The sequence below is a fragment of the Marinomonas aquiplantarum genome, assembly GCF_003314975.1.
Classification (GTDB): domain Bacteria; phylum Pseudomonadota; class Gammaproteobacteria; order Pseudomonadales; family Marinomonadaceae; genus Marinomonas; species Marinomonas aquiplantarum.
The window spans coordinates 168,005-190,296 of the sequence record NZ_QNRF01000002.1; the positions used below are offsets into that span (position 1 = coordinate 168,005).

19 protein-coding genes and 1 pseudogene are annotated in these 22,292 nt (G+C 44.9%); 8 read left to right on the top strand and 12 right to left on the bottom strand.

Annotation, left to right across the window (positions count from 1 at the left end; all coding sequences use genetic code 11):
- Positions 1 to 141: 141 nt before the first annotated feature.
- From DFP76_RS04155 to kduD, 5 genes are all read left to right on the top strand, one after another.
- Positions 142 to 1,023 carry a carbohydrate ABC transporter permease gene (locus DFP76_RS04155; protein ID WP_113873410.1) on the top strand — a complete coding sequence of 294 codons (882 nt, stop codon included), beginning with the start codon at positions 142 to 144 and terminating at the stop codon, positions 1,021 to 1,023.
- Positions 1,024 to 1,025: 2 nt separating this feature from the next.
- Positions 1,026 to 1,934: a carbohydrate ABC transporter permease gene (locus DFP76_RS04160; protein ID WP_113873411.1), complete on the top strand. Its 909-nt coding sequence runs from the start codon at positions 1,026 to 1,028 to the stop codon at positions 1,932 to 1,934.
- A gap of 9 nt (positions 1,935 to 1,943) precedes the next feature.
- Positions 1,944 to 3,083 (top strand): ABC transporter ATP-binding protein, encoded by a 1,140-nt coding sequence (locus DFP76_RS04165; RefSeq protein ID WP_113873412.1) that lies wholly within the window; start codon positions 1,944 to 1,946, stop codon positions 3,081 to 3,083.
- 81 nt (positions 3,084 to 3,164) lie between these two features.
- Entirely contained in the window at positions 3,165 to 4,451 is a 1,287-nt protein-coding gene (locus DFP76_RS04170) for an ABC transporter substrate-binding protein (protein ID WP_113873413.1), read from the top strand.
- A 265-nt stretch (positions 4,452 to 4,716) separates the two neighbouring features.
- Positions 4,717 to 5,475 (top strand): 2-dehydro-3-deoxy-D-gluconate 5-dehydrogenase KduD, encoded by a 759-nt coding sequence (kduD, locus tag DFP76_RS04175; RefSeq protein WP_113873414.1) that lies wholly within the window; start codon positions 4,717 to 4,719, stop codon positions 5,473 to 5,475.
- A 108-nt stretch (positions 5,476 to 5,583) separates the two neighbouring features.
- Here the strand turns inward: kduD and DFP76_RS04180 are convergent, their stop codons facing one another.
- The 9 genes from DFP76_RS04180 to DFP76_RS04220 form a co-directional block, all read right to left on the bottom strand.
- Positions 5,584 to 7,197 (bottom strand): TRAP transporter large permease, encoded by a 1,614-nt coding sequence (locus DFP76_RS04180; protein ID WP_113873415.1) that lies wholly within the window; start codon positions 7,195 to 7,197, stop codon positions 5,584 to 5,586.
- Positions 7,198 to 7,212: 15 nt separating this feature from the next.
- Positions 7,213 to 7,890, bottom strand: a complete 678-nt coding sequence (locus DFP76_RS04185; RefSeq protein WP_113873416.1) for a TRAP transporter small permease — start codon at positions 7,888 to 7,890, stop codon at positions 7,213 to 7,215.
- 150 nt (positions 7,891 to 8,040) lie between these two features.
- Positions 8,041 to 9,033 carry a TRAP transporter substrate-binding protein gene (locus DFP76_RS04190; protein WP_113873417.1) on the bottom strand — a complete coding sequence of 331 codons (993 nt, stop codon included), beginning with the start codon at positions 9,031 to 9,033 and terminating at the stop codon, positions 8,041 to 8,043.
- Positions 9,034 to 9,267: 234 nt separating this feature from the next.
- The gene (locus tag DFP76_RS04195; protein ID WP_113873418.1) at positions 9,268 to 11,340 is read right to left on the bottom strand and encodes a tRNA(Met) cytidine acetyltransferase TmcA domain-containing protein; all 2,073 of its coding nucleotides are present in this window, start codon (positions 11,338 to 11,340) and stop codon (positions 9,268 to 9,270) included.
- A 53-nt stretch (positions 11,341 to 11,393) separates the two neighbouring features.
- Entirely contained in the window at positions 11,394 to 13,412 is a 2,019-nt protein-coding gene (locus DFP76_RS04200; protein WP_113873718.1) for a methyl-accepting chemotaxis protein, read from the bottom strand.
- A gap of 471 nt (positions 13,413 to 13,883) precedes the next feature.
- Positions 13,884 to 15,368, bottom strand: a complete 1,485-nt coding sequence (gene prpD / locus DFP76_RS04205) for a 2-methylcitrate dehydratase (RefSeq protein WP_113873419.1) — start codon at positions 15,366 to 15,368, stop codon at positions 13,884 to 13,886.
- A 29-nt stretch (positions 15,369 to 15,397) separates the two neighbouring features.
- Positions 15,398 to 16,525 carry a bifunctional 2-methylcitrate synthase/citrate synthase gene (gene prpC / locus DFP76_RS04210; RefSeq protein ID WP_113873420.1) on the bottom strand — a complete coding sequence of 376 codons (1,128 nt, stop codon included), beginning with the start codon at positions 16,523 to 16,525 and terminating at the stop codon, positions 15,398 to 15,400.
- A gap of 127 nt (positions 16,526 to 16,652) precedes the next feature.
- Complete coding sequence (prpB, locus tag DFP76_RS04215) at positions 16,653 to 17,531, bottom strand: methylisocitrate lyase (protein WP_113873421.1); 879 nt, start codon at positions 17,529 to 17,531, stop codon at positions 16,653 to 16,655.
- A gap of 22 nt (positions 17,532 to 17,553) precedes the next feature.
- Positions 17,554 to 18,240: a GntR family transcriptional regulator gene (locus tag DFP76_RS04220; protein ID WP_113873422.1), complete on the bottom strand. Its 687-nt coding sequence runs from the start codon at positions 18,238 to 18,240 to the stop codon at positions 17,554 to 17,556.
- Between the two features lie 239 nt (positions 18,241 to 18,479).
- On the opposite strand from DFP76_RS04220, the gene DFP76_RS04225 reads away from it, so the two are divergent.
- Both DFP76_RS04225 and DFP76_RS04230 read left to right on the top strand, forming a co-directional pair.
- Positions 18,480 to 18,740, top strand: a complete 261-nt coding sequence (locus DFP76_RS04225; protein ID WP_013797384.1) for a DUF5062 family protein — start codon at positions 18,480 to 18,482, stop codon at positions 18,738 to 18,740.
- A gap of 48 nt (positions 18,741 to 18,788) precedes the next feature.
- Positions 18,789 to 18,974: pseudogene (locus DFP76_RS04230) on the top strand (DUF1826 domain-containing protein); the annotation flags it as partial.
- A gap of 2 nt (positions 18,975 to 18,976) precedes the next feature.
- Here DFP76_RS04230 and DFP76_RS04235 read toward each other — a convergent pair.
- The 3 genes from DFP76_RS04235 to DFP76_RS04245 all read right to left on the bottom strand — a co-directional run bounded on the left by DFP76_RS04235 (position 18,977) and on the right by DFP76_RS04245 (position 20,628).
- Entirely contained in the window at positions 18,977 to 19,702 is a 726-nt protein-coding gene (locus tag DFP76_RS04235) for an SDR family NAD(P)-dependent oxidoreductase (protein WP_113873424.1), read from the bottom strand.
- 15 nt (positions 19,703 to 19,717) lie between these two features.
- Positions 19,718 to 20,110, bottom strand: a complete 393-nt coding sequence (locus DFP76_RS04240) for a thiol-disulfide oxidoreductase DCC family protein (protein ID WP_113873425.1) — start codon at positions 20,108 to 20,110, stop codon at positions 19,718 to 19,720.
- 71 nt (positions 20,111 to 20,181) lie between these two features.
- Positions 20,182 to 20,628 (bottom strand): DUF3429 domain-containing protein, encoded by a 447-nt coding sequence (locus DFP76_RS04245; RefSeq protein ID WP_113873426.1) that lies wholly within the window; start codon positions 20,626 to 20,628, stop codon positions 20,182 to 20,184.
- Between the two features lie 240 nt (positions 20,629 to 20,868).
- Here DFP76_RS04245 and DFP76_RS04250 point away from each other — a divergent pair, with 240 nt between their 5' ends.
- Positions 20,869 to 22,245, top strand: coding sequence for a glycine--tRNA ligase (locus DFP76_RS04250; protein WP_113873427.1), 1,377 nt, complete (start codon positions 20,869 to 20,871; stop codon positions 22,243 to 22,245).
- Positions 22,246 to 22,292: the final 47 nt, after the last annotated feature.

Genomic DNA, 22,292 nt, shown 5'->3' on the forward strand with positions numbered 1-22,292 from the left:
GAAGAAAAATAAGGCTGAAAAGCACAAATCATTTTTTTGAAAAAGCATTTCAAAAAAATGATTAAAGTCATTGAAAAAATGAAATGCCTCCACTACTATCGAAAATGCAACCTTAATAACAACAAAATAGAGTTGATCGATATGTATGAAAACCGACGGTTAGGCTTGGCCTATATCAGCCCCTACATAATTGGATTGCTGGTGTTTACCGCTTTCCCATTTTTGTCGTCTTTGATCATCAGTTTCACCGACTATGATCTAATTAATCCGCCGGAATACATCGGTCTGGATAATTACCGCTATATGCTGGATGACGATACTTTTTATAAGTCGATGGGCGTGACCTTCGCTTATGTTTTTCTGACGATTCCCCTCAAATTGGCTTTCGCCTTATTTATTGCCTTTGTGCTGAACTTTAAATTACGTGGCATTAAGTTTTTCCGTACCGCTTATTACATTCCGTCCATTTTGGGCAGCAGTGTGGCCATTGCCGTTTTGTGGCGGGCCATTTTTTCTCTCGACGGTTTACTGAACAGCTTCTTAGGGATCTTTGGTGTGGAGCCGATCTCTTGGTTAGGTGAGCCAGTATTTGCCATGTTTTCGGTCACTTTATTGCGTGTTTGGCAGTTTGGTTCGGCTATGGTGATCTTCCTTGCGGCTTTGCAAAGTGTGCCACAGTCGCAATACGAAGCCGCCATGATTGATGGTGCGTCTAAGTGGCAAATGTTCACCAAGATCACAGTACCACTGATTACACCGGTGATTTTCTTTAACTTTATTATGCAAACCACCCAGGCTTTCCAAGAGTTTACTGCGCCTTATGTGATTACTGGCGGTGGTCCTGCGAAGTCGACTTATCTGTTCTCTTTGTACATTTACGAAACCGCCTTTAAGTACTTTGACTTGGGTTACGGCAGTGCCTTGGCGTGGGTGTTGTTTGTGGCGGTGGCTATTTTTACAGCAATTTCCTTTAAGTCTTCTAAATACTGGGTGTTCTACTCTGGTGATAAGGGTGGTAAGTAAACATGACAAAATTATTCATAGATAAATCCACCACAGGCGTTGTTGATAATGATCGTTTTTTACGTGTGCAAATGCGTAAACAGAAGATTGGTGCGGTCATTCGTTACTTTATTCTGTTGTTTTGTGGCTTGGTGATGCTGTATCCCTTGTTTTGGATGTTTTCAGCGTCTTTCAAACCCAATCATGAAATCTTTAGCTCGTTGAGCTTATGGCCTAATGAATTCTCTTTGGACGGTTTCATTAATGGTTGGAATACGGGAACCGAATACACCTTCGGACGCTTCTTTTTAAATACCTTCTATTACGTGGTGCCGAAAGTCATCTTAACCGTAATTTCGTCCGTTATTGTGGCCTACGGTTTTGCTCGCTTTGATATTCCTTTTAAGAAATTTTGGTTCGTTACCTTGGTCGCCACCATTTTGCTACCGACGTCTGTGTTGTTGATTCCACAGTATTTGATGTTCCGTGAAATGGGCATGTTGGACAGCTACATGCCGTTGTATTTGCCTATGGCGTTTGCGACGCAAGGCTTCTTTGTTTTTATGTTGATTCAATTCCTGCGAGGGTTGCCAACTGACATGGAAGAAGCCGCTATGATCGACGGTTGTAATTCCTTCCAACTGCTTTGGTACATAGTGGTGCCAATGCTAAAACCGGCGATTATTTCGGTGGCCTTGTTCCAATTTATGTGGTCTGTGAATGACTTCTTAGGTCCATTGATCTACATCTCAAGTGTTGAAAAATACCCCATCGCACTCGCGTTGAAATTATCCATTGATGTCACCGAAGGGACTCAATGGAATGAAATTCTTGCTATGGCATCGATTGCCATCGTTCCGTCAATTGTCGTCTTCCTGATCGCACAAAACTATTTTGTGGAAGGAATTACGTCCGGTGGTGTTAAAGGTTAGGTAGCTATTATGTCAAAAGTTGTATTAGAAAATTTAACGAAAGTGTACTCGAACGGTTTTAAAGCGGTTCATGGGATTAATCTGGAAATTGAAGACGGCGAGTTCTTGGTAGTGATCGGGCCTTCGGGTTGTGCTAAATCCACCACATTGCGCATGTTGGCGGGGCTGGAATCCATCTCTGGCGGCACCATTACCATTGGTGATCGTACCGTCAATAACTTACCACCAAAAGACCGTGGTATTGCCATGGTGTTTCAAAACTACGCCTTGTATCCGCACATGAGTGTGCGTGAAAACTTAGGCTTTGGTTTGAAACTGGCGAAAGTTAGCAAGGAAGACATTGAGAAACAAGTGAATGAAGCCGCTGAGTTGCTGGAATTAACGCCTTTGTTGGATCGTTTGCCTCGCCAATTATCTGGTGGTCAGGCGCAACGTGTGGCGGTGGGGCGTGCCATTGTCAAACGTCCACAGGTGTTCTTGTTTGATGAGCCATTATCTAATTTGGATGCGAAATTACGTGCTTCTATGCGAGTGCGTATTTCAGATTTGCATAACACGCTAAAGAAAACCAACCGTTCAGCAACTAGCGTGTATGTTACCCATGATCAGACGGAAGCCATGACCATGGGGGATCGCATTTGTGTGATGAAAGACGGTCATATCATGCAAGTAGACACCCCTGCTAATTTGTATAAATACCCTCAAAATTTATTTGTGGCCGGCTTCATTGGCGCGCCAGAAATGAACATGGTGGAAGCGGATTTATCGCGCAATGATCAAGATGAATATCACCTGTCTTTGAATGAACAGGGGCTGACGTTGCCTGCTGAAAAAGCTCAGAAAGTGGCGAGTAAATTTGCCTCGGATGTGGTGTTTGGTATTCGTCCTGAATTTATTAAGTTGGCCGATGATAGTTCACCACAAGGTGAGGTGGTGAAAGGTATTGTGATTCGTATGGAGAACATGGGCGCAGAATTTTATGTGCATTTCTCTGTAGACGGTGAGAAGAAAGAAATGTGTGCGCGCATTCCGTCTGACATCGTAGAAGCACAGCTTTGGAATTCAAAAGGTAAGGAGCAATTATTCCATTTTGAAATGAGTAATGCTCATATCTTTGATAAGCAAACCGAGGAGAATATTTCTCTCTAACGGCTTTTATGTGCCGTTAAAGCTTGGCTTGAGCGGTGCTAAAAAGCTTTAACGTGATGTTATAAAACGAGGAAAGCAAGCATGAAAATAAAAACAATAGCTATGTTAGTTGGACTGGCGTCTGCTGGTTCAATGGTCAGCACCCATGCCAATGCAGAAGATCTGCGTATGTCGTGGTGGGGAGGGAATTCCCGACATGCGGCAACTAATGCTGCCGTGAAAGAATTCGAAAAAGTGAATCCAAACATCAGTGTCAAAACGGAATACACAGGTTGGGGCGGCCATTTAGAACGTTTGACCACCCAGATCGCCGGTAATACTGAGCCAGATCTGATGCAGACTAACTGGAACTGGATGCCGATTTTCTCCCGTCGTGGTGACGGTTTTAAAGATCTACGGGATTACAGTGACATTCTAGATCTGAGTCAGTTCGATGAAGCCGCGTTAGCAGCGGGTACGAATAACGGCAAGTTGAATGGCATTCCGATCTCCATGGCGGCTCGTATTTTCTACTTTAACAAGGACATTTGGGACAAAGCGGGTTTGCCTTACCCTGTGACTTGGGATGACTTTATGAAAGCCGGCCCAATATTCAAAGAAAAATTGGGTGATGAATACTTTCCATTAGTGCTTGAAGGTCGCGATGTCATCGCTATGAATCGTTCTTACATGGTGCAGAAATACGGCATTCCAATGATTGACGAAGAGAACAAGCGTATTGCTTATTCCGATGAGCAAATGTTGGAATTCTTCAAAATATACGAAGACATGGTGAAAAATCATGTCGCGCCAAGCAGTAAATACATTGCGGGCTTTGGTGCCGCTAACCTTTATGAGCACAAGCCTTGGATTAATGGTGAATGGGCTGGTTTGTACATGTGGAACTCTGCGATTAACAAGTACAACGATAACCTTAAACCGCCGATGTCACTTGAGTTGGGTTTCTACCCACAAATGAAAGGGGCGACCGATGCGGGTTTGTTTTATAAACCAGCGCAAATGTTCTCTATTGGTAAAAACAGCGACCAGCCAGAAGTGGCGGCAAAATTACTGAATTTCATCCTCAATGAGCCAGCGGGTTATAAAGCCATGGGCTTAGCCCGTGGTGTACCTTTGAGTTTGGCGGCTCGTCGTGCCTTGATGCTAGATGGCACGATTAAAGAGTCAGACCTTTCTGTTGCTGGTTTGGCACAAATTAACGACCTACCGAAGCAATTACAAACCTCGGCTTACTTTGAAAATCCACAATTTGTTAGCTTGTTCCAAGAGCTCATCGAAAAAATGGACCAAGGTCAAATTACCGTAGAAGAAGCGGCTGAGGACTTCATCAAGCAAGGCAATCGTATCTTGCGTCGTGCTATGCGTTAGTCATGGTGTTCAGTGCGGCTTAGATAGGCCGCACTGATACTCAGCAAACAAACAAGGATGTTTGTTTAGTTTTTTAGAGGTGTTGTATTTCATTCTTATGGCAATTGTTCATCGCCATAGTGGTGATTTTTCGTTAACTTTATTAATTGAAATAATGTTTCATTAAATTTAAAGATGTATTTTATTGTGTTATTCTGAATGGACGCACGAACAGCTTCATCACTGTTTGACTAATCTGCGCAGTGAAAATTGATTAGGTGATTTTATGAAAGAAATGTTTGATCTCAGCAACAAGGTTGCCATCGTTACTGGCTGTAATACAGGCTTAGGGCAAGGCATGGCATTGGCGCTAGCGAAAGCGGGAGCCGATATTGTTGGTGTTAATCGTGATGTTCCATCAGAAACCATTGAGCTTATGGCGGCAACGGGCCGCAAGTTTCACAGTGTGATTGCGGACATGAGTAAAGTGGACTCTGTTGACTTAGTGATCAAAGAGGCCGTCTCAGCCTTTGGTCAAGTAGATATTTTAGTCAACAATGCCGGAATCATCCGTCGTAATGATGCGATTGATTTCAGTGAAAAAGATTGGGATGACGTCATGGACGTGAACATTAAGTCTGTGTTCTTCATGTCACAGGGTTTTGCTCGGCAGGTGATCAAACAAGGTACGTCTGCCAACATCATTAATATTGCTTCTATGTTGTCTTTCCAAGGAGGGATTCGAGTGCCTTCTTACACCGCATCGAAAAGTGGTGTAATGGGGATTACCCGTTTACTTGCCAATGAATGGGCACAACATGGTATTAATGTGAACGCCATCGCACCAGGTTATATGTCGACCAATAATACACAAGCTTTGCGTGCTGATGAAGCGCGCTCAAGTGAGATCTTAGGTCGAATTCCTGCAGGTCGATGGGGCTTACCAGAAGACATGGCGGGACCTATTGTATTTTTAGCCTCCGATGCTTCTCGTTACGTTAATGGTTATACCATTGCCGTAGATGGTGGTTGGTTGGCTCGATAAGCCCTTTTTGATTTAGAATACTTTAGGCACAAAAAAAGAGCCGCACCTTCAGGAGCGGCTCTTTTTTTATCAAGGAAAGACTTCCGGAAAAGCCTTTCCTTAGCGTCATTACTGAACGATTTCTGGTCCCATGATGCTGTAAGGCAACGCGGTAGACAGAGCTGGAATGTAAGTGACCAATACTAGGAACACCATCAATACCAATACGAATGGCATAGCGGCTTTTACCACACGGGCCAAACTCATGCCGGTGATGCCGGAGGTAACAAATAGGTTCAAACCAATGGGCGGCGTAATCATACCGATTTCCATGTTCACCACCATGATGATACCCAAGTGAATTGGATCAACACCTAGCTCCATGGCAATTGGGAAGACCACTGGCGCAACAATAACCAAGAGACCGGATGGCTCCATAAACTGACCACCGATCAACAACAGAATGTTGACTGCGATCAAGAAGGTGAACCAGTTGAAACCAACACCCAACATCCACTCTGTGATGGCCTGTGGAATACGTTCCGCCGACAAGGTGTGAGCGAACAACAAGGCATTGGCGATGATGAACATCAGCATTACCGTTGTTTTTGTCCCTTCAAGCATCACTTTACGTGACTCATCGCCGAACAGAGATGGGAAGAAACCGCGTAGCATCAAGCTTAGGTTACGGCCCCAAATAGGCAAGCCTGCGGCTAAACAAGCACCAATGGATTCATCCAGTTTGGCAGAGCGCTTATAAACATAGAAAACCGCCAACAAAACAGACATGATCAAACCCCAAATGGCACGATCGCCACCCGTGATGGTTTCACTGTCTGCAAGGGCGAAGAATGACATGATTTCCCACACTAGGAAGAAAGACACGCCATATACCATGCCATTGAAACCCACACGGGCGTGTGGTGCATCATTGTCATTTGTCCAAGTTTGGCCTTTTAACGGTCCCATATCACGGTAAACAAATAGCGCGATGAACATGGAGTAAACCGCCGCAACAACGGCCGCTTCAGTTGGTGTAAATACACCACCGTAAATACCGCCCATGATGATAACGACAAGGAATAAGCCCCAACCTGCGTCTTTACCACCACGAATTAGGTTGCCAAAACCTTTCCACTCTTCAGCAGGCAGTTTCTTGATACGTGCTACCACATAAATGGCCAGCATCAACATACCGCCAGCCATCAAGCCTGGGATAACCCCTGCCAAGAACATACGACCAACTGATACATCAACCGATGCAGCGTAAACCACCATTACAATCGAAGGTGGAATCAAAATACCAAGCGTACCTGCGTTAGCAATGATGCCTGAGGCAAATTCTTTTGAGTAACCCACTTGGCGCATACCTGCAATGGCAATAGTACCAATGGCAACCACTGTGGCTGGAGATGAACCAGACAAGGCCGCGAACATCATACAAGCCAATACCGATGCCATGGCCAAACCACCACGGAAGTGTCCAACACTGGCAATCGCGAAGTTAATCAGACGCTTTGCCACACCACCTGTCGACATGTAAGACGACGCGATGATGAAAAATGGGATGGCCAACAAAGTATAGTGCTGACCCGCCCCAAACAAGGAAATGGCGACAGAGGACAATGAGTCGTGAGAAAAGAACGTAATAAATAAGATGGACGATAAGCCCAAGGAGATACCAACAGGCAAGCCGATAAACAGCAAGACTAGTACCATAGAAAATAGAATAAGCGATTCCACAATTAAGCTCCTGAGCTAGTCTTTCAAGACGTTTTGGTTTTCTTTGACAAGGTCTTGTGCCTCATGGCCACTGATTAACATGTCGCGTTTGCCGCGGGCAATATTAATAAAGGCTTGTATAGAGCGATAAGATAGAAGTGCCAAACTGATTGGAAGAATGACCAAAACGATCCAACGCTGAATGCGTGGACGTACACCAAACATTTCTTGAATGAATTCAGGGTAACGCAGTTCTTCAGAACCAATACCGATACGGAACATTTTCGACCAGTATTCAATTGCGCCACCGCGCACATCAACACCAAGCATGGCTAACCAAGTTGAATCCAGTAATATTAAACCGTATAGCATGGCTGCCGCCGCGCCAAATAAGGATAGGCCTTTAGCAACTCGTTTTGGCACTGCATTAAGAACAATGTCGACACCTAGGTGAATGCCAGTTTTGATGCCGTAGCTCATGCCCAGCAAGATCAACCACGAGAAAGCAACCGTGTTGAATTCTAAAGCGGCATCCCAGCCAGTGTTAAAGCCATATCGAGCGATAACTTGACCGAAAGACACGGCCATGATGGACGAAATAACAATAATTAGCAGGTTTTCTTCTGCTCTTTCCATCACCTTTGGAAAGCGCTTTTCTAATCCCCAAATAACAAGGATAAAGAAGAGTAAATACAAATGTGGCCAATACGCCATGGGGTTCTCCTAGGGCTTGTGGAGCAAAACGATAAAACAGCAGTGTGTGGCAAGATTGTGAAACTATTGGGTCAACAGAAGGAGACGGGGGTCACATTTAAACCACAAAGAGCTGGCCCGAGAGCCAGCTCACTGCAGGGTAGATCTAACTTACGCACCAGCTGCTGCGTTAATTAAGTCTTTACCAATGTAGTTTTCAAATTGTTTCCAAACAGGCTTCATCGTCTCAACCCAAACGTTTAGTTGCTCTGGTGTTAAGGTATTGATTTTGCCGCCAGCTTTCAAAATGTTGGCACGGTTCGCCGCTTCTTTGGCTTTCACAGACAAGTTAGCTTCTTGAGTCACGTCGTCAGCAATTTGTAGGAATTGCGCGCGATCTTCAGCAGATAGGCTGTCTAGGAATTCAGAAGACGTCATGAACAAGTAAGCCAACAACTGATGGTTGGTTTCTGTGATGCTGTCTTGAACTTCATAGAATTTTTTCGTGTAGATGTTAGACCAGGTGTTTTCTTGACCGTCTACAACGCCAGTTTGCAATGCGCCGTATACTTCAGAGAACGCCATGGCTTGTGGAGAAGCGTCCATTGCCGCAATCATTTGCTTAGCAACGTCAGACGTTTGAACACGGAATTTCAAACCAGACGCATCGCTTGGCTCGATTAATGGTTTGTTGGCAGAGAAGTATTTCATACCAGACATCCAGTAACCTAGACCAACAAAGCCAGCGTACTCGTCCATTTCTAGAAGAAGTTTTTTGCCTTCAGGTGTTTTTGTGAAACGAATCGCATGATCCATGTCTTTAAAAATGAATGGTAGGTCGAATACACCGTATTTATCAGTGTAAGAACCAAATTTAGACAAAGAAGGAGCCAATAGTTGAACGTCACCTAACAATAGAGCTTCAAGCTCTTTTGAGTCGCCGAAAAGCGTAGAGTTAGGGAAGACTTCAACACATAGTTTTCCATTCATCTCTTGGTTAACGCGCTCTGCAAAATTATTAGCAGCAACCACTTTAGGGTGCGTTGTACCACCTGTTACGTGGCTGAATTTTACAACACGCTCACCAGCATCACAGTTCGCTAGGGCAGTGTTTGCAGAAAACGCAAGGGCAAGAGAGGTAAGAGCAAGACTGATTTTTTTCATTTTTATAAAACTCCAAAAAGCGTATTTATTATTGTTGCCGAATTTTAGTCCCAAATGGGACACGCAAAAAAGATTGCTAGGCAGGTTTATTTACACATTTCATGCCAAATCTTTATATTTTTGCTTAACTTGCTGAAAATAAAAGATTTTTTGTGTTTTCATGCTTGTGAAATAAAAAAGAGTTATGTCATTTGTGGGGGAGACTTGGCACATGCTGCATGAGTGAATGGGTGGTTAACCGCCTGTTTTAACTTTTAAAAGGCTTTTGAAAGTTTGATAAATGGCTTTTTTGCCGTCCAATTGTGCCTTTTTTTGGTTGGCAGACAGGTCTCGTCCTAATGCAGCTTCTAACATGAGTAAATGACGCGGGTTTTTGACATCAAGTTGCTGGTTAATGGCTAATTGATAGCATGCCTTTAAAAACACGGGACGTATGCTATCGAAAGGTTTGTGATGACCTATAAACAAGGCGAGCTCGTGACGTTCTTGTGGATTAAGTTGAGCCAAGCTAGGCAAACTCAGTTCGCGATTATTGCCCGCTAGGATTTGTAGTACCACATCACTGGCTAAGTCATGGTATTGCAGCATCAAATTGACTGTGAATTGTTCAATAAAGCGGTTTTGCCATCCTGTGCATATGGTGTTTGCGGACTGATTAAGTGGTTTTACCATCATGATGGAATAGCTGCCACTGGCATGATCTTTCGATGTGCCCAAGCGCACGATCCGATAGCCATTTTTTAGCCAAAAGTGCAGCACGTCTGGGGTTGCGGCAAAACTGGTACATAAAAAGTCACATTCTGATGGTGCTGATTGTGCTATTTTTTCAAGCAGTTGACTGCCATAGCCAAGGTTGTGTTGAGTTGGCTGAGTGGCAATTCGACTAATACGCCAATAGTTCAGTTGCCCAGCTTCCGCGAGGCCTTCGTGTGCAAGTAAAGACTGTGGCACTAAATGGCCTCTAGGTCGGCGTTTACCTTCCATAACCGCTTGATTTAAGCTATCCGATAAGCCGCCTTCAGCGGATACAATGGCAAGAGACAACAAGTCTTGTTCACGGTTTAGTGTATGGATTGAAAGGGAAGGGTCGTCCAGCATCCAACGTAAATTATCCGCTGAAGTTTGATAATGTGCATTGGCCAATAATTGAAAGGCGCGGCTTAGCTGAGCTGGTTGCTGTAGCCAGTCTTTTGCTGACAAAGCTTGGTATTGAAGGGATTTAATAGGCGATTCAATGAGTGGTTCGCTGGCGATATCACCGCCTAAAAAGAAGGTGTTGTTCAGCCAAGCTTCCAGTGGGTCATTTTTCCCCCATCGAATGGGATGCTCCAACTTTAGATAGGCAACGCCTTGTTGGGAACGACTTTTCAGCTGTTTCAAATGTTTGGTAAAACGCATGCTAAAGCCTTTTCCTATCCCTTCATAACCATAATCAGTGGTACTAAAGACACAATGTTTCGCGCGACTAGCCAACTCAATAAGCATGGGGATAGGAAACATAGCGGCTTCATCGACCACTAAAACATCCCAATGTTGTGAGTTAGAAAGCAAAGCGTCAGCGGCATAAAAAGGCCATTTTGCCGAGCTGTCGTGTTGTTGTAGGCTGTGTTCGAATTGTGCTTTTAAGGTTCCGATGGCGTCTTGATTTGGCGCGACTAAAGCAAGTTTGAGTGACGATTGAGATAATTTCGCCAACGTGTCGCCGAGCATGGTGGACTTACCTCGCCCTCGGGCCGCAGTGAGGATGTAATGATCTGCCTCTAACTTAAGAAGTTGGTTCTGTGCTTGTTGCTGTTGCGAGGTTAGTGTGATGTTTTGTGGCCACACGGGTAAGGCCATAAATGGTGTTTGTTGTTCTCCGCTTTCTTTGAACGGGCTGGAAGCGTCCTGTAAGCGTGACCAAAGATAGTCTTTGAAATACGAATGAACATGTTCTGTTTGGTACGGCCAAGGTAAGTAACGAGACAAATCCTGATCAAGGTGTGCGTGCCAGTCTCCATTAGGCAGTCCAAGGGCGAATAGACCGCCACCACGAACGGTGCCAGCAAGAATGGCTAGGGCGCTGGCGGAAACACCTTGGCTTAGATCAATTAATACGGCTTCCTGAGTGCTGCCAAGAAGCTGGCGAGCTTGCTTAAAGTTGCAGGTCTGATACAAGCCTTGATTGAGTTTATCGTACTGCTCAATTTGTTGGCTACAAATCAGTGGGGTGTTGAGTGATCGACTTAAGTTTAGGAATTCTGACAACAGTTGCTGGCTCGTCCCTCTTAAAATGAGGCAATGGCGGTGATGGTCAGAATGGGTCATAAAAGTCTCCTATAGCCACAGTATGATACTGTGGCTATAGGAACACGCCAACGTTATTTTATCGTAAAACTCGATAAGTCTTTTTGTAGGGTGTTGGCCAGTTGTTCAATGTTTTGACTGTGCCCCTGTGAAGTATTGGCCATGGCTTGAGTTTGCATGGCTGCATGTTGCAAGTCTTCTGCGTTTTGGCGAATTTGAGTGGATGCGACACTCTGCTCTTCCGTCGCAGCCGCCACATTACTTATGCCCATTTCGACTTCCTGAATGGACTTCAGAATGTCGTCTAAGAGTTGGTCCGCTGTACGAGTTTGCTCAATGCTATTCATTACTTGTTCAGACCCTTGTTCCATGTCGGTTACTGCCGACTGGCTATTGCTCTGAAGCTGATCAACCACATTACGAATTTCCTCTGTTGAACTTTGTGTGCGCTGGGCTAACACGCGAACCTCATCAGCAACCACTGCAAAACCACGCCCTTGCTCTCCTGCTCGTGCAGCTTCAATGGCGGCATTTAGAGCCAACAGATTGGTTTGTTCAGCAATATTGTTGATGACCGTTACGACCTCACCAATGTCTTTCGAGCTATGCTCGACTGATTTAATGGTGTTGGAGGCTTGCGTAAAGGCCGAGGACAACATGCTGACGGTTTCTTCCACTTGCTTAACGGCATGATGGCCTTGTGTGGTCAGGTGTGACACTTTAGCGGATTGCTCGGAAACTTGATTAGAGCTTTGTGCCACCTCTTCGATTGATGTGGATATTTGAGTGATAGCGGAGCTGACTTGCGCACTCGCGTCTTGGCTAGAATCCGCACTTTGTACTAAGTCCTTGTTTGCATTTGAAATACCAGATGTTGATGCCAGCAAAGCCTCACTTGAGGTTTGAATGTTCGACACCAGCTCAATTAAATTATCGCGCATTTTGATCGCGTCATTTTGCAAAGCATCGATTTCATTTTGACTGTTTTTGCTGGCATTTCTCTGGAATCGGAATGTAAGGTTGCCTTTGCCTAATTCGGACATAGCAGAAGACATCTCTTGTAACGGAGCCAGAGCTTTACGGATAAAGAGTATTAAAATTAGGGTCAAGGCAAGGGCGGCAATGAGAGCAATGACAGTGACAATAAGCAGAACATGATTGACCACTTCGACGTATTCGTCATCGTATGATTTTAACGCCACAACCCAGCCCCATTTAGAGGCTTCTTGGAACACAACCTTAGAAGGGCGAGGTGTTTCGCCTTTACCGGCTATTTTTAAGGTGTAATGAATGACGCCTTTTTCAGACTGGAATAGTTTTTTAAAGGTATCGGTCAGTTCACTACTTAGCTGATAGAGTGTTTTGCCTTCTTCAGAAGGGTGAATGACCAATAAACCTTCTTTTTCCTTGCTGGCCTCAACCACATAAATGTAGCCGGTTTTACCAAACACCATTTTGTTTAGAGAGTTACGCAATGGCTGGACGATGGCGTCAAAAGGGTACAATTGTTCTATGAATACGTTGCTTTGATATTGCACTGGTTGGTATGACGCAAAGTATTCTTTGTTGTTGATAATGGTTCGGCCAACGAAGCGTTTAACCGTTTGTAACCCTGTTATGGCCTTGGAATTGGACTGAAGATCAATGGGCAAATTTACATCCGAACTGGCGGCGCGATAAAATTTACCCTGCTTTGCCACCACTAAACTGATGTCGGCCCCAGCTGCGCTGGCAATGTCTGTCATAACCTGACTATTACCATTTATTTGCTTGTCACCTAATTGCAAGCCGGGAAGCATCATGCCTTTTACTTGTGTGCTGTTCGTTGGGTTCACACGCAAGTCTTGTAGAGTCATATTGATCAGATTGTTGTTAAAGCCTGCGATGCGAACGAAGGTGTCGTAACGGCTGTTCAGGCGTTCGACAACCAGTTCCACTTCTTTCCTTTGGTGATCGGTGACAATGTTGCTGATCTCACGATTGAATAATTGGCCAATGACCAACACCAAAATAGTGAAACAAACCAATACGGCCACTAATGTACCTATACCTAGTTGTTTAGGCAGAGAGGCTTTTTTAAAAGTTGAGATCATGCCAATTACGTCCTCATTGTGTTTAAAGTGCATTGATATCTAAGAAAGGGGCAATATACCGCTCTATAAAAAAGTTCACAAATATTTACTTAAACTTTCTTAATTTAAAAAAATATTAAGATTTTATTTTCGTGTGTAAATTATTGTTATATATGAAAATAAATCTATTTAAATTAGAGTTTTGAAAAAATACCCTTGTTTCTTGTGTGTTTATTTTCATTTAAGAAAAAATTTTGTAAATTTTTATGAACCTTTTTAGGGTGTCATCTTAAGTGAAAAAATGGCTGCTTGGAGTCTGACAAAGGGGTAGGAAACAGTCGTTATTGGATAGGGATTTTTCTGACAAGATTACTCCTTCATTGAGAGGGGAAGCACATCAGCATGGTAAAAATGAAGGCTTGAGAGAATACAGTGACAGAGAGCCTATAATATCGGCTCTCTGTCACTTTTTTATTTACTGGGTGAGTGAAGTCAAATGACAAATAAATCCATGAAGCGATTAACTGGCGTGTTTTCGAGAGCAGCTTGATCTTTGCAAAGGGCAAAAATAGTTTGGCAGCGACCGCTAGGGAAGCGCGTTGCTAAATTGTTTTGGAATTTTTGCTCTAGTAAAGGAATGCCTTCGGCGCGACGGCGACGATGACCAATAGGATACTCTACTACCACCTCATCCGTGCTGGAACCGTCTTTGAAAAAGACCTGAATGGCATTCGCGATAGAGCGTTTATCGGCTTGCAAATATTCCGCGCTAAAACGAGGGTCTTCAACAATGTCCATTTTATCTCGGAGTTCGTCAATAATGGGATTGGCCTGGTGAAAATCGTCTTCATAATGTTCGGCGATTAAGTTACCAAAGGCCAAGGGAACTGCCGTCATGTATTGTAAGCAATGGTCACGATCAGCCGCATTGGCAAGTGGCCCTACCTTGGAGATGATACGAATGGCTGATTCATGTGTGCGAATGACGATTTTCTCAATGTCTCCTAATCGCTCTTTTACCTGAGGGTGCAAGGTAACGGCTGCTTCTGCAGCGGTTTGAGCGTGGAATTCGGCAGGGAAGGAGATTTTAAAGAGAATGTTTTCCATCACATAAGCATCATAGTCCTGTGAAAGAGAAAACTGTCTTTGTTCAACCGGTTTAACGGCTTGATCTTTATTGGTCTTGCTAAAAGACACATCGTAAAAGCCCCATTGTGGAGCCGTTAGCACGCTTGGAATGCCCATTTCGCCTCGCATTGACATGTCGGCCAAGCGCACCGCTCGAGATGTGGCATCGCCAGCAGCCCATGATTTACGCGAGCCTGCATTCGGAGCATGACGATAAGTGCGTAGGGCAGAACCATCAACCCAAGCTTGCGAAATGGCCGCCATGATTTGTTCACGGTCACCGCCCATCATTTTTGTGACAACGGCACTGGATGCCACACGTACGAGCAAAACGTGGCATAAGCCCACACGGTTAAATGAATTTTCCAGAGCAAGGACACCTTGGATTTCGTGTGCCATTACCATAGCTTCCAAGACTTCACGCATGGTTAAAGGAGCTTCTCCTTGCGTAACCTTTTGTTGAGAAATAAAATCCGCTACTGCCAATATTCCTCCAAGGTTGTCTGATGGGTGTCCCCATTCTGCGGCTAACCAGGTGTCGTTGTAGTCTAGCCAGCGAATAATGCAGCCTATGTCCCAAGCCGCTTTAACTGGGTCAAGCTGTAATGAAGTTCCTGGCACACGGGCACCATTAGGAACGATGGTGCCTTGTACAATCGGCCCGAGATGCTTAGTACATTCTGGGAACCGTAACGCTAATAAGCCACAGCCCAAGGTATCCATCAGACAATTTCGAGCCGTATCCAGCGCTTCTTGGCTGCTGACTTGGTAGTTCAATACATAGTCAGCGATGTCTTGAATCACTTTGTCATAATCTGGGCGATTGTTTAAATCAACGTTAGCACTCATATCTTATCCTTATTTTTAATATGTATTCTTTATGGGCGATCTTCTAGATTGATCCACTCAGCGTGATCAGGCCCTGTGTAGTCGGCACTTGGTCGAATAATACGATTGTTGGCTCTTTGTTCCATGACATGTGCTGCCCAGCCCGTAACGCGGGAGCAGACAAAAATCGGGGTGAAGAGTTTGGTTGGGATTTCCATAAAACGGTAGGCACTGGCGTGGAAGAAGTCCGCGTTACAGAAGAGTTTCTTTTCACGCCACATGACTTCTTCACAACGTTCCGAAACCGCATAGAGGTATGTGTCGCCCACAGCATCGCTTAACTGTTTTGACCATTTTTTTATGATGTCATTACGAGGATCGCGTTCGCTGTAAATGGCATGACCAAAGCCCATAATCTTGTCTTTATTGGCGAGCATCTTTAATAAAGCGGCTTCAGCTTCATCTGGTGTTTGCCAATCTTCGATCATGTCCATTGCGGCTTCATTGGCACCACCATGTAAAGGGCCACGTAAACTGCCAATGCCGCCGGTAATGCAAGAATGCATGTCCGATAACGTAGAAGCACACACTCGTGCGGTAAAGGTCGAGGCATTGAATTCGTGCTCTGCATACAAAATCAATGACGCATTCATCACCTGAGTATGCAAAGGGTCTGGCGTATCATCGTGCAGCATGGTTAAGAAATGCCCAGCCAAAGAGGGCTCATGGGCATTATGAGTATCAATGCGCACACCATCGTGTGAAAAACGATACCAGTACAGCACCATAGCGGGCAGGGTAGCGACTAAGCGATCTGCTGTTGACTGTTGCTCTTCTAATGTCTTTTCTGGCTCAAGGTTGCCTAGAAACGAGCAGCCTGTTCGCATCACATCCATAGGGTGCGCGTCTTTCGGAACCAGCTCAAGTACCGCTTTTAAGGCGTCTGGTAAGGGGCGCAAAGCGATCAATTGTTGCTGGTAGGCTTGTAACTCTGACACATTGGGGAGTTTGCCATAGAGTAATAAATACGCCACTTCTTCAAAGCTGGCTTTGTCGGCTAATACATCAATATCATAGCCACGATAAGTCAGTCCTGCTGCCGCTTTACCGACGGTACAGAGTGCGGTTTCACCAGCGCTTTGACCTCTTAATCCTGCGCCTGAAAGTACTTTTGCCATTGCCTATCTCCTTTTTTATTGTCACCAAGCGGCACTCAAGGAATGCGTTGGTGTTATTTGAGAATCGTGTCTAGCGGTTTGTTTCTATTCAATAATTGTCTGATTGTTTGTTGGGCTATTTTTTTTGCTATTTTTTAGTGAAGAGCTGGTCTAGTTTGTCTTCATAATCGTGATAGTTAAGGAACTCATAGAGCTCGTTACGAGTTTGCATTTGGTCAACCACAGCTTGCTGATGGCCATCTTGTAATAAATGCTGATACACATTCAGCGCGGCTTTATTCATGGCGCGAAAGGCACTTAATGGATACAACACCAAATCAACGCCGGCTGTGGCTAGCTCTTCCTTACTGAATAATGGCGTGGCACCAAATTCCGTAATGTTGGCAAGCACTGGTACTTTCACGGCACTGACAAACTCCTGATACTGTTCCAATGTCAGCATGGCTTCGGGGAAGATCATATCGGCACCGGCTTCAACACAAGCGATAGCGCGGTCAATCGCCGATTCCATGCCTTCCACAGCGAGTGCATCGGTTCTGGCCATCACTACAAAATTGTCGTCGCTACGAGCATCAACACAGGCTTTTATGCGATCGACCATTTCGGCTTGGCTAACAATGGCTTTGTTTGGTCGGTGACCACAGCGTTTTTGTTGAACTTGGTCTTCAATGTGAACCGCTGCAGCGCCTGCTTTTTCCATTTGCTCAATGGTGCGAGCAATATTGAATGCGCCGCCAAACCCAGTGTCGATATCGACCAGTAACGGCAGCTCTGACGCGGCAGTTATGCGACGAACATCTTCTAACACGTCATTTAAGTCCGTCATCCCCAAATCCGGTAGGCCATAAGACGCGTTAGCGACACCGCCTCCTGAAAGGTAAATGGCATGATGGCCAGTTTGTTCCGCCATCATGGCACAGTAAGCATTGATGGCACCCACCACTTGTAGTGGGGAATGTTCCGTCACGGCCTGTCTAAATTTGGCGCCAGCAGAGAGTCGGCTCATGGTGTTTTCCTTTTTTTATTGTTTACTGGGTTGAGTGAGTGGATTGCTCCATGGCTTGTTGTAATAAACGGCAAGCTCGGCTGATATGGCGACGCATTAGCAGTTCGGCTAAATCGCCTTCTTGATTTGCAATCGCATCGAGAATGGCTTTGTGTTCGCGCAATGCTTGGCGCGGGTCGCTACGTTGGTCGGCCGTGTGATGACGATACATGCGGATTACTGCATACAGCTCGTGGCTCAATAAACGGATGAGTTTCTGGTTGCCACTGGCTTGGATAATGCGCAAGTGAAAATCATCATTGCCGCCTTGTTGCGCGTAATGTTCGTCTTGGTTGGCGTCTAAGAAAGCCTGATGTTTATCGAGCAGGGCATATAAGCTGTCTACCCCTGCTGATGGCATACGGCTAGCGGCTAATCTGGCCGCCATTCCTTCTAATGCTTCGCGCATAGTGAAGGTGTCTAGCATGTCGGCCAAATTGAGCTCGATGACCCGAGCACCTACATTGGCGGTACGCGTCACCAAGCCTAATCCTTCTAGCTTGACGATAGCTTCACGCAGTGGGCCTCGAGAGATGCCGTATTGTTTCGCTAGCTCTGGTTCAGAGATCTTGCTGCCTTGGGGGATGTCGCCTGTCACAATGGCATTGATCAATTGCTGAGCGATGTCTTCAGACAGTGTGGCAGACTTTATCGGAACGATTTGGCTCATAGGTAAAATATCTATATTGTTGACAATATGTCTCTTTATAGTCGTATTTTTAGGGTTTATCAAGATACATTGTCGACAATAATTGGAGGGATTAGTGTTTTTTCTTCTTTTTGATTGGTCTTTTTCTAGGGTGAAATGCCGGTTTTTTCACAATACTCTATTGGTTTTACTGGGTTTTATGTTTATATGTCGACAATCTGATGCAACACCATTACCAGCAGCAAAAGAAGGTAAGCCAAATGAAAAAAATGAAAAATGAGGCGGCGCTGAGCAAAAAAGCCATTCAAGTGGGAGAAAAGTATGCCCTGAAACGTGGTTATGCTGGTTTCTCAGCGACCATGTCCGCTAATGAAAAAGTGGAAGCAATTTATCGTTTGCTTGTGTTGGATAAATTAGTGGTGGCCCTGCCAGCGGATAAAGAAGATTTGCCAAACATGAAACATAAATTGGCTTTGTGGATACAGAAAAACCTACCTAAAGATGACCCATTATTGCAATAAAGACATGTCGCATTGTATTAGGTACAGCGGAAACGATTAGGGCGAGGCGGTAATGTCAAAGATCACAACTCTGGATTGTTGAATCAAGGTCGTATTAATTGCTTAAGTGTCGGCGATGTGGCCTTGATGAAAGGCGATGATTGGCCGGCTTCACAAGGCCGTGGCATGGTGCATAGATCGCCGTCTGCGAGCAGTGAACAGCCACGCCTTTTTCTCAGTTTGGACATGGTATGACCTTACCAGTCGATTGCTTGATGATTCCAATCCATATAGGCCGCTTGATTATCCATGGGAATGTTATTCATTAAATTGAGCAATTGTTGCGCGACAAAACTAGGAGTGAAAAGTTTGCCTTCCGGAACGGAGCGCTGAAAGGGTTGTGATAAAGGCGTGTCCGTAGTGCCAGGGTGAAAAGCGATTAACTTGACGTTTTTCGCGCGTCTGGCGTATTCAACTGCGGAGGTTTGAATCAGCATATTCAATGCTGCTTTGGAGGCGCGATAGCTGTACCAACCGCCCATTTTGTTGTCGGAAATACTGCCCACCCGAGCACTAAAGACTGCTACTTGTGTCGCTGTTGTGCCCTTTAATACAGGCAGTAGGGATTTTAGCCACAACATAGGTGTAATGCTGTTGGCTTGAAAGCTGGCAGCCATTTGGGCGGCATTAACACTCTCTATTTTTCTTTCCGGTTGCATGGTGTCGTCGTGCAGTATGCCATTACAGATAAAGACCTTATGAATGTGGCCTTGCCAAGCCATCAGTTCTTGGCACACCTGTTCAATGCTTTCTTGTTGATAATCACAGGCTAGAGAGTGAACTTTGCTGGTGTTGAGTTGGCTGTTAGCGCCACGAGAGACCGCAGTGATACCGCTGCATGCTGGGTCTTGCTCTAACATTTCTATAATGGCTTGACCTATTGCGCTGCTGGCCCCGATTACTAACCCGTGAAAAGTTGACATAACATGGCTCCTTAATTAAAGGTCACAACGATCCGTTTGGCAGCTTTCGCAGCGTTTTTTTCCGCTTACAAAAGCGGAAATAGGATGACGGTAACGGGCAAAAAACAGATAGGCTTTATCGGCAAATAAACGAACAACTGGCCATCTTAATATTTGCAACCATGGGTGCTTGTTAACCAGCTTCCATGCCGTACAAGTAACGTCTAAGCCTTTGATGACTCGGCCATCATCAAGCTGGCCATGTAGTACTTGATCTGCCGCGATAGGGTCAATATGAGGAAAGCGTTGTTGGAAGTCATCGGCGTGTAAGTCTTCTAAAATAAGCTGGTTGTTGGTGTCAAACTTAGCCAAGCTCTTCATTTCGGCGGCACACAAAGGGCATTTGCCATCATAGAATATGGTTAACATCTTGTCTCCTTGCAGGGGGAGGCCGCAATTTGCGGCCTTATAAAGCCTTACGCAGGAAAACGAAAATCAGATTAGTAACTTGGGTAAAAAACCAATAGATGCAGTACGCAGACGATCAGCGTCAGCACAAAACGCATGGTCAGGTAAGGCGAATTTTCAGAATGGGTTTGTTTGGCAAATCTGGCTTCGCCCCAAAAGGTGCTAATGAAGCCTAGGAACAACAGCGCGATCGACAAAACTTGAATATCCAGCAACAGAGAGAACCAAGCCGCGACGGCAACCATATTACTGGAGATCAGCAGGTAGACACTTAATGGGCTGGACTCGCGATGAACAAATTGTCCCCACAAGGTGCCGGACAAAAAGCTCAAGATGATGGCACCATACGTAATGAACAAATATAAGCCCGAGCGATCGAAAAATGTTTGATTGGTCCAGCTTAAATAAGTCGCAAACAAGAAGGGAATTAACCCCATAGCGCCTAGTATAAAAGTATAAGGTGAAGCGGAAGTTCGCATCTTTGAGACAGCCTTATGATATAAATGTGCAAATAAGGTGTATTTCTATCCTATTGTGCGTTTAATTTCCAGTTATATAACTCATGCAACTAAGATTTTACATTCCTTTAATCGGCTTTACATCGGCATTGAGCGAATTACGGTCAAAGAGTACAATGGGCGGCTATTACTCCTCTTTGACACTCGCTTAGTGCTTGAGTGTCTATTATTTAACGAATATTGCTTAAGGTGTGTTTAGAAATGCCAGCTAAAACGATGGATGAACTCGTCTCCCTTTGTAAACGTCGCGGATTTATTTTCCAAGGCAGTGAAATCTACGGTGGTATGCAGGGCGCTTACGATTACGGTCCGTTAGGTATTGAATTGAAAAACAACCTAAAAGCGGCCTGGTGGCGTTCCATGGTTTATGAGCGCGATGATGTAGAAGGTTTGGATGCTGCGATTATCCAAAACAAACACGTCTACAAGTACTCGGGTCATGAAGACACGTTCACCGATCCTATGGTGGATTGCCATGAGTGTAAGTCACGTATGCGTGCTGACCACATGAAAGACATTAAAGTGTGTGACAACTGTGGCTCTGCTGATGTGACTGAGCCTCGTGATTTCAACTTGATGTTCAAAACCAACGTCGGCCCTATGGTGAATGAAGAGTCTTACACTTACCTTCGTCCTGAAACCGCGCAAGGTATCTTTACGAACTTTAAAAACGTGGTGGATTCAACATCACGAGCGTTGCCATTTGGTATTGCGCAAATCGGTAAGTCCTTCCGTAACGAAATCACACCACGTAATTTCATCTTCCGTGTTCGCGAGTTCGAACAAATGGAATTGGAATTTTTCTGTAAGCCTGGTGAAGATGAAAAATGGCACGAATTCTGGGTAGAAACCCGTAAGCAGTGGTGGTTGGATCAAGGTCTAGCAGAAGAAAATATCCAGTTTGAATATGTAACGGGTGATGACTTGGCGCACTATTCAAAATCGACTGTGGATATCTTGTACAAGTTTCCACATGGTTTTGAAGAATTAGAAGGTGTGGCAAACCGTACGGACTATGACCTAGGTTCGCACACCAAAGCACAAGACGAGTTCGGTCTTTCTGCGAAAGTGAAGAAGAACGAGCACTCTACTGCGAAATTGGCGGTACGTGACTTGGAAGCCAATAAGTGGGAAGTGCCTTTCTGCATCGAGCCTTCTGCAGGCTTAGACCGTGGTTTGTTGGCGGTGATGACGGAAGCCTATACAGAAGAAGAGCTAGAAAACGGTTCAACTCGTACTGTGCTTAAGTTCAAGCCTCATCTAGCGCCGATCAAAGTCGCTATCTTGCCATTGAAAAAGAACAAGCCGGAAATCGTCGCCTTAGCGAAAGAGCTGAAAAACAAGCTTCAAAAACTGGGCTTGGGTCGTATTCTTTATGAAAACACTGGTAACGTGGGTAAAGGCTACCGTCGTCATGACGAAGTGGGTACACCGATTTGTGTTACCGTCGATTTTGATTCCATCGAAAAAGAAGGTGCACCTGTAACGGTTCGTGATCGTGACACTATGGAACAAGTAGTTGTGCCAGCTGCCGATCTTCCTGCCTATGTGATTAATTACTTCATCAACCAAGACTAAAATAGTCGGTTTATAAAGCAAAATACAATGCCGTTACGATGAAAATC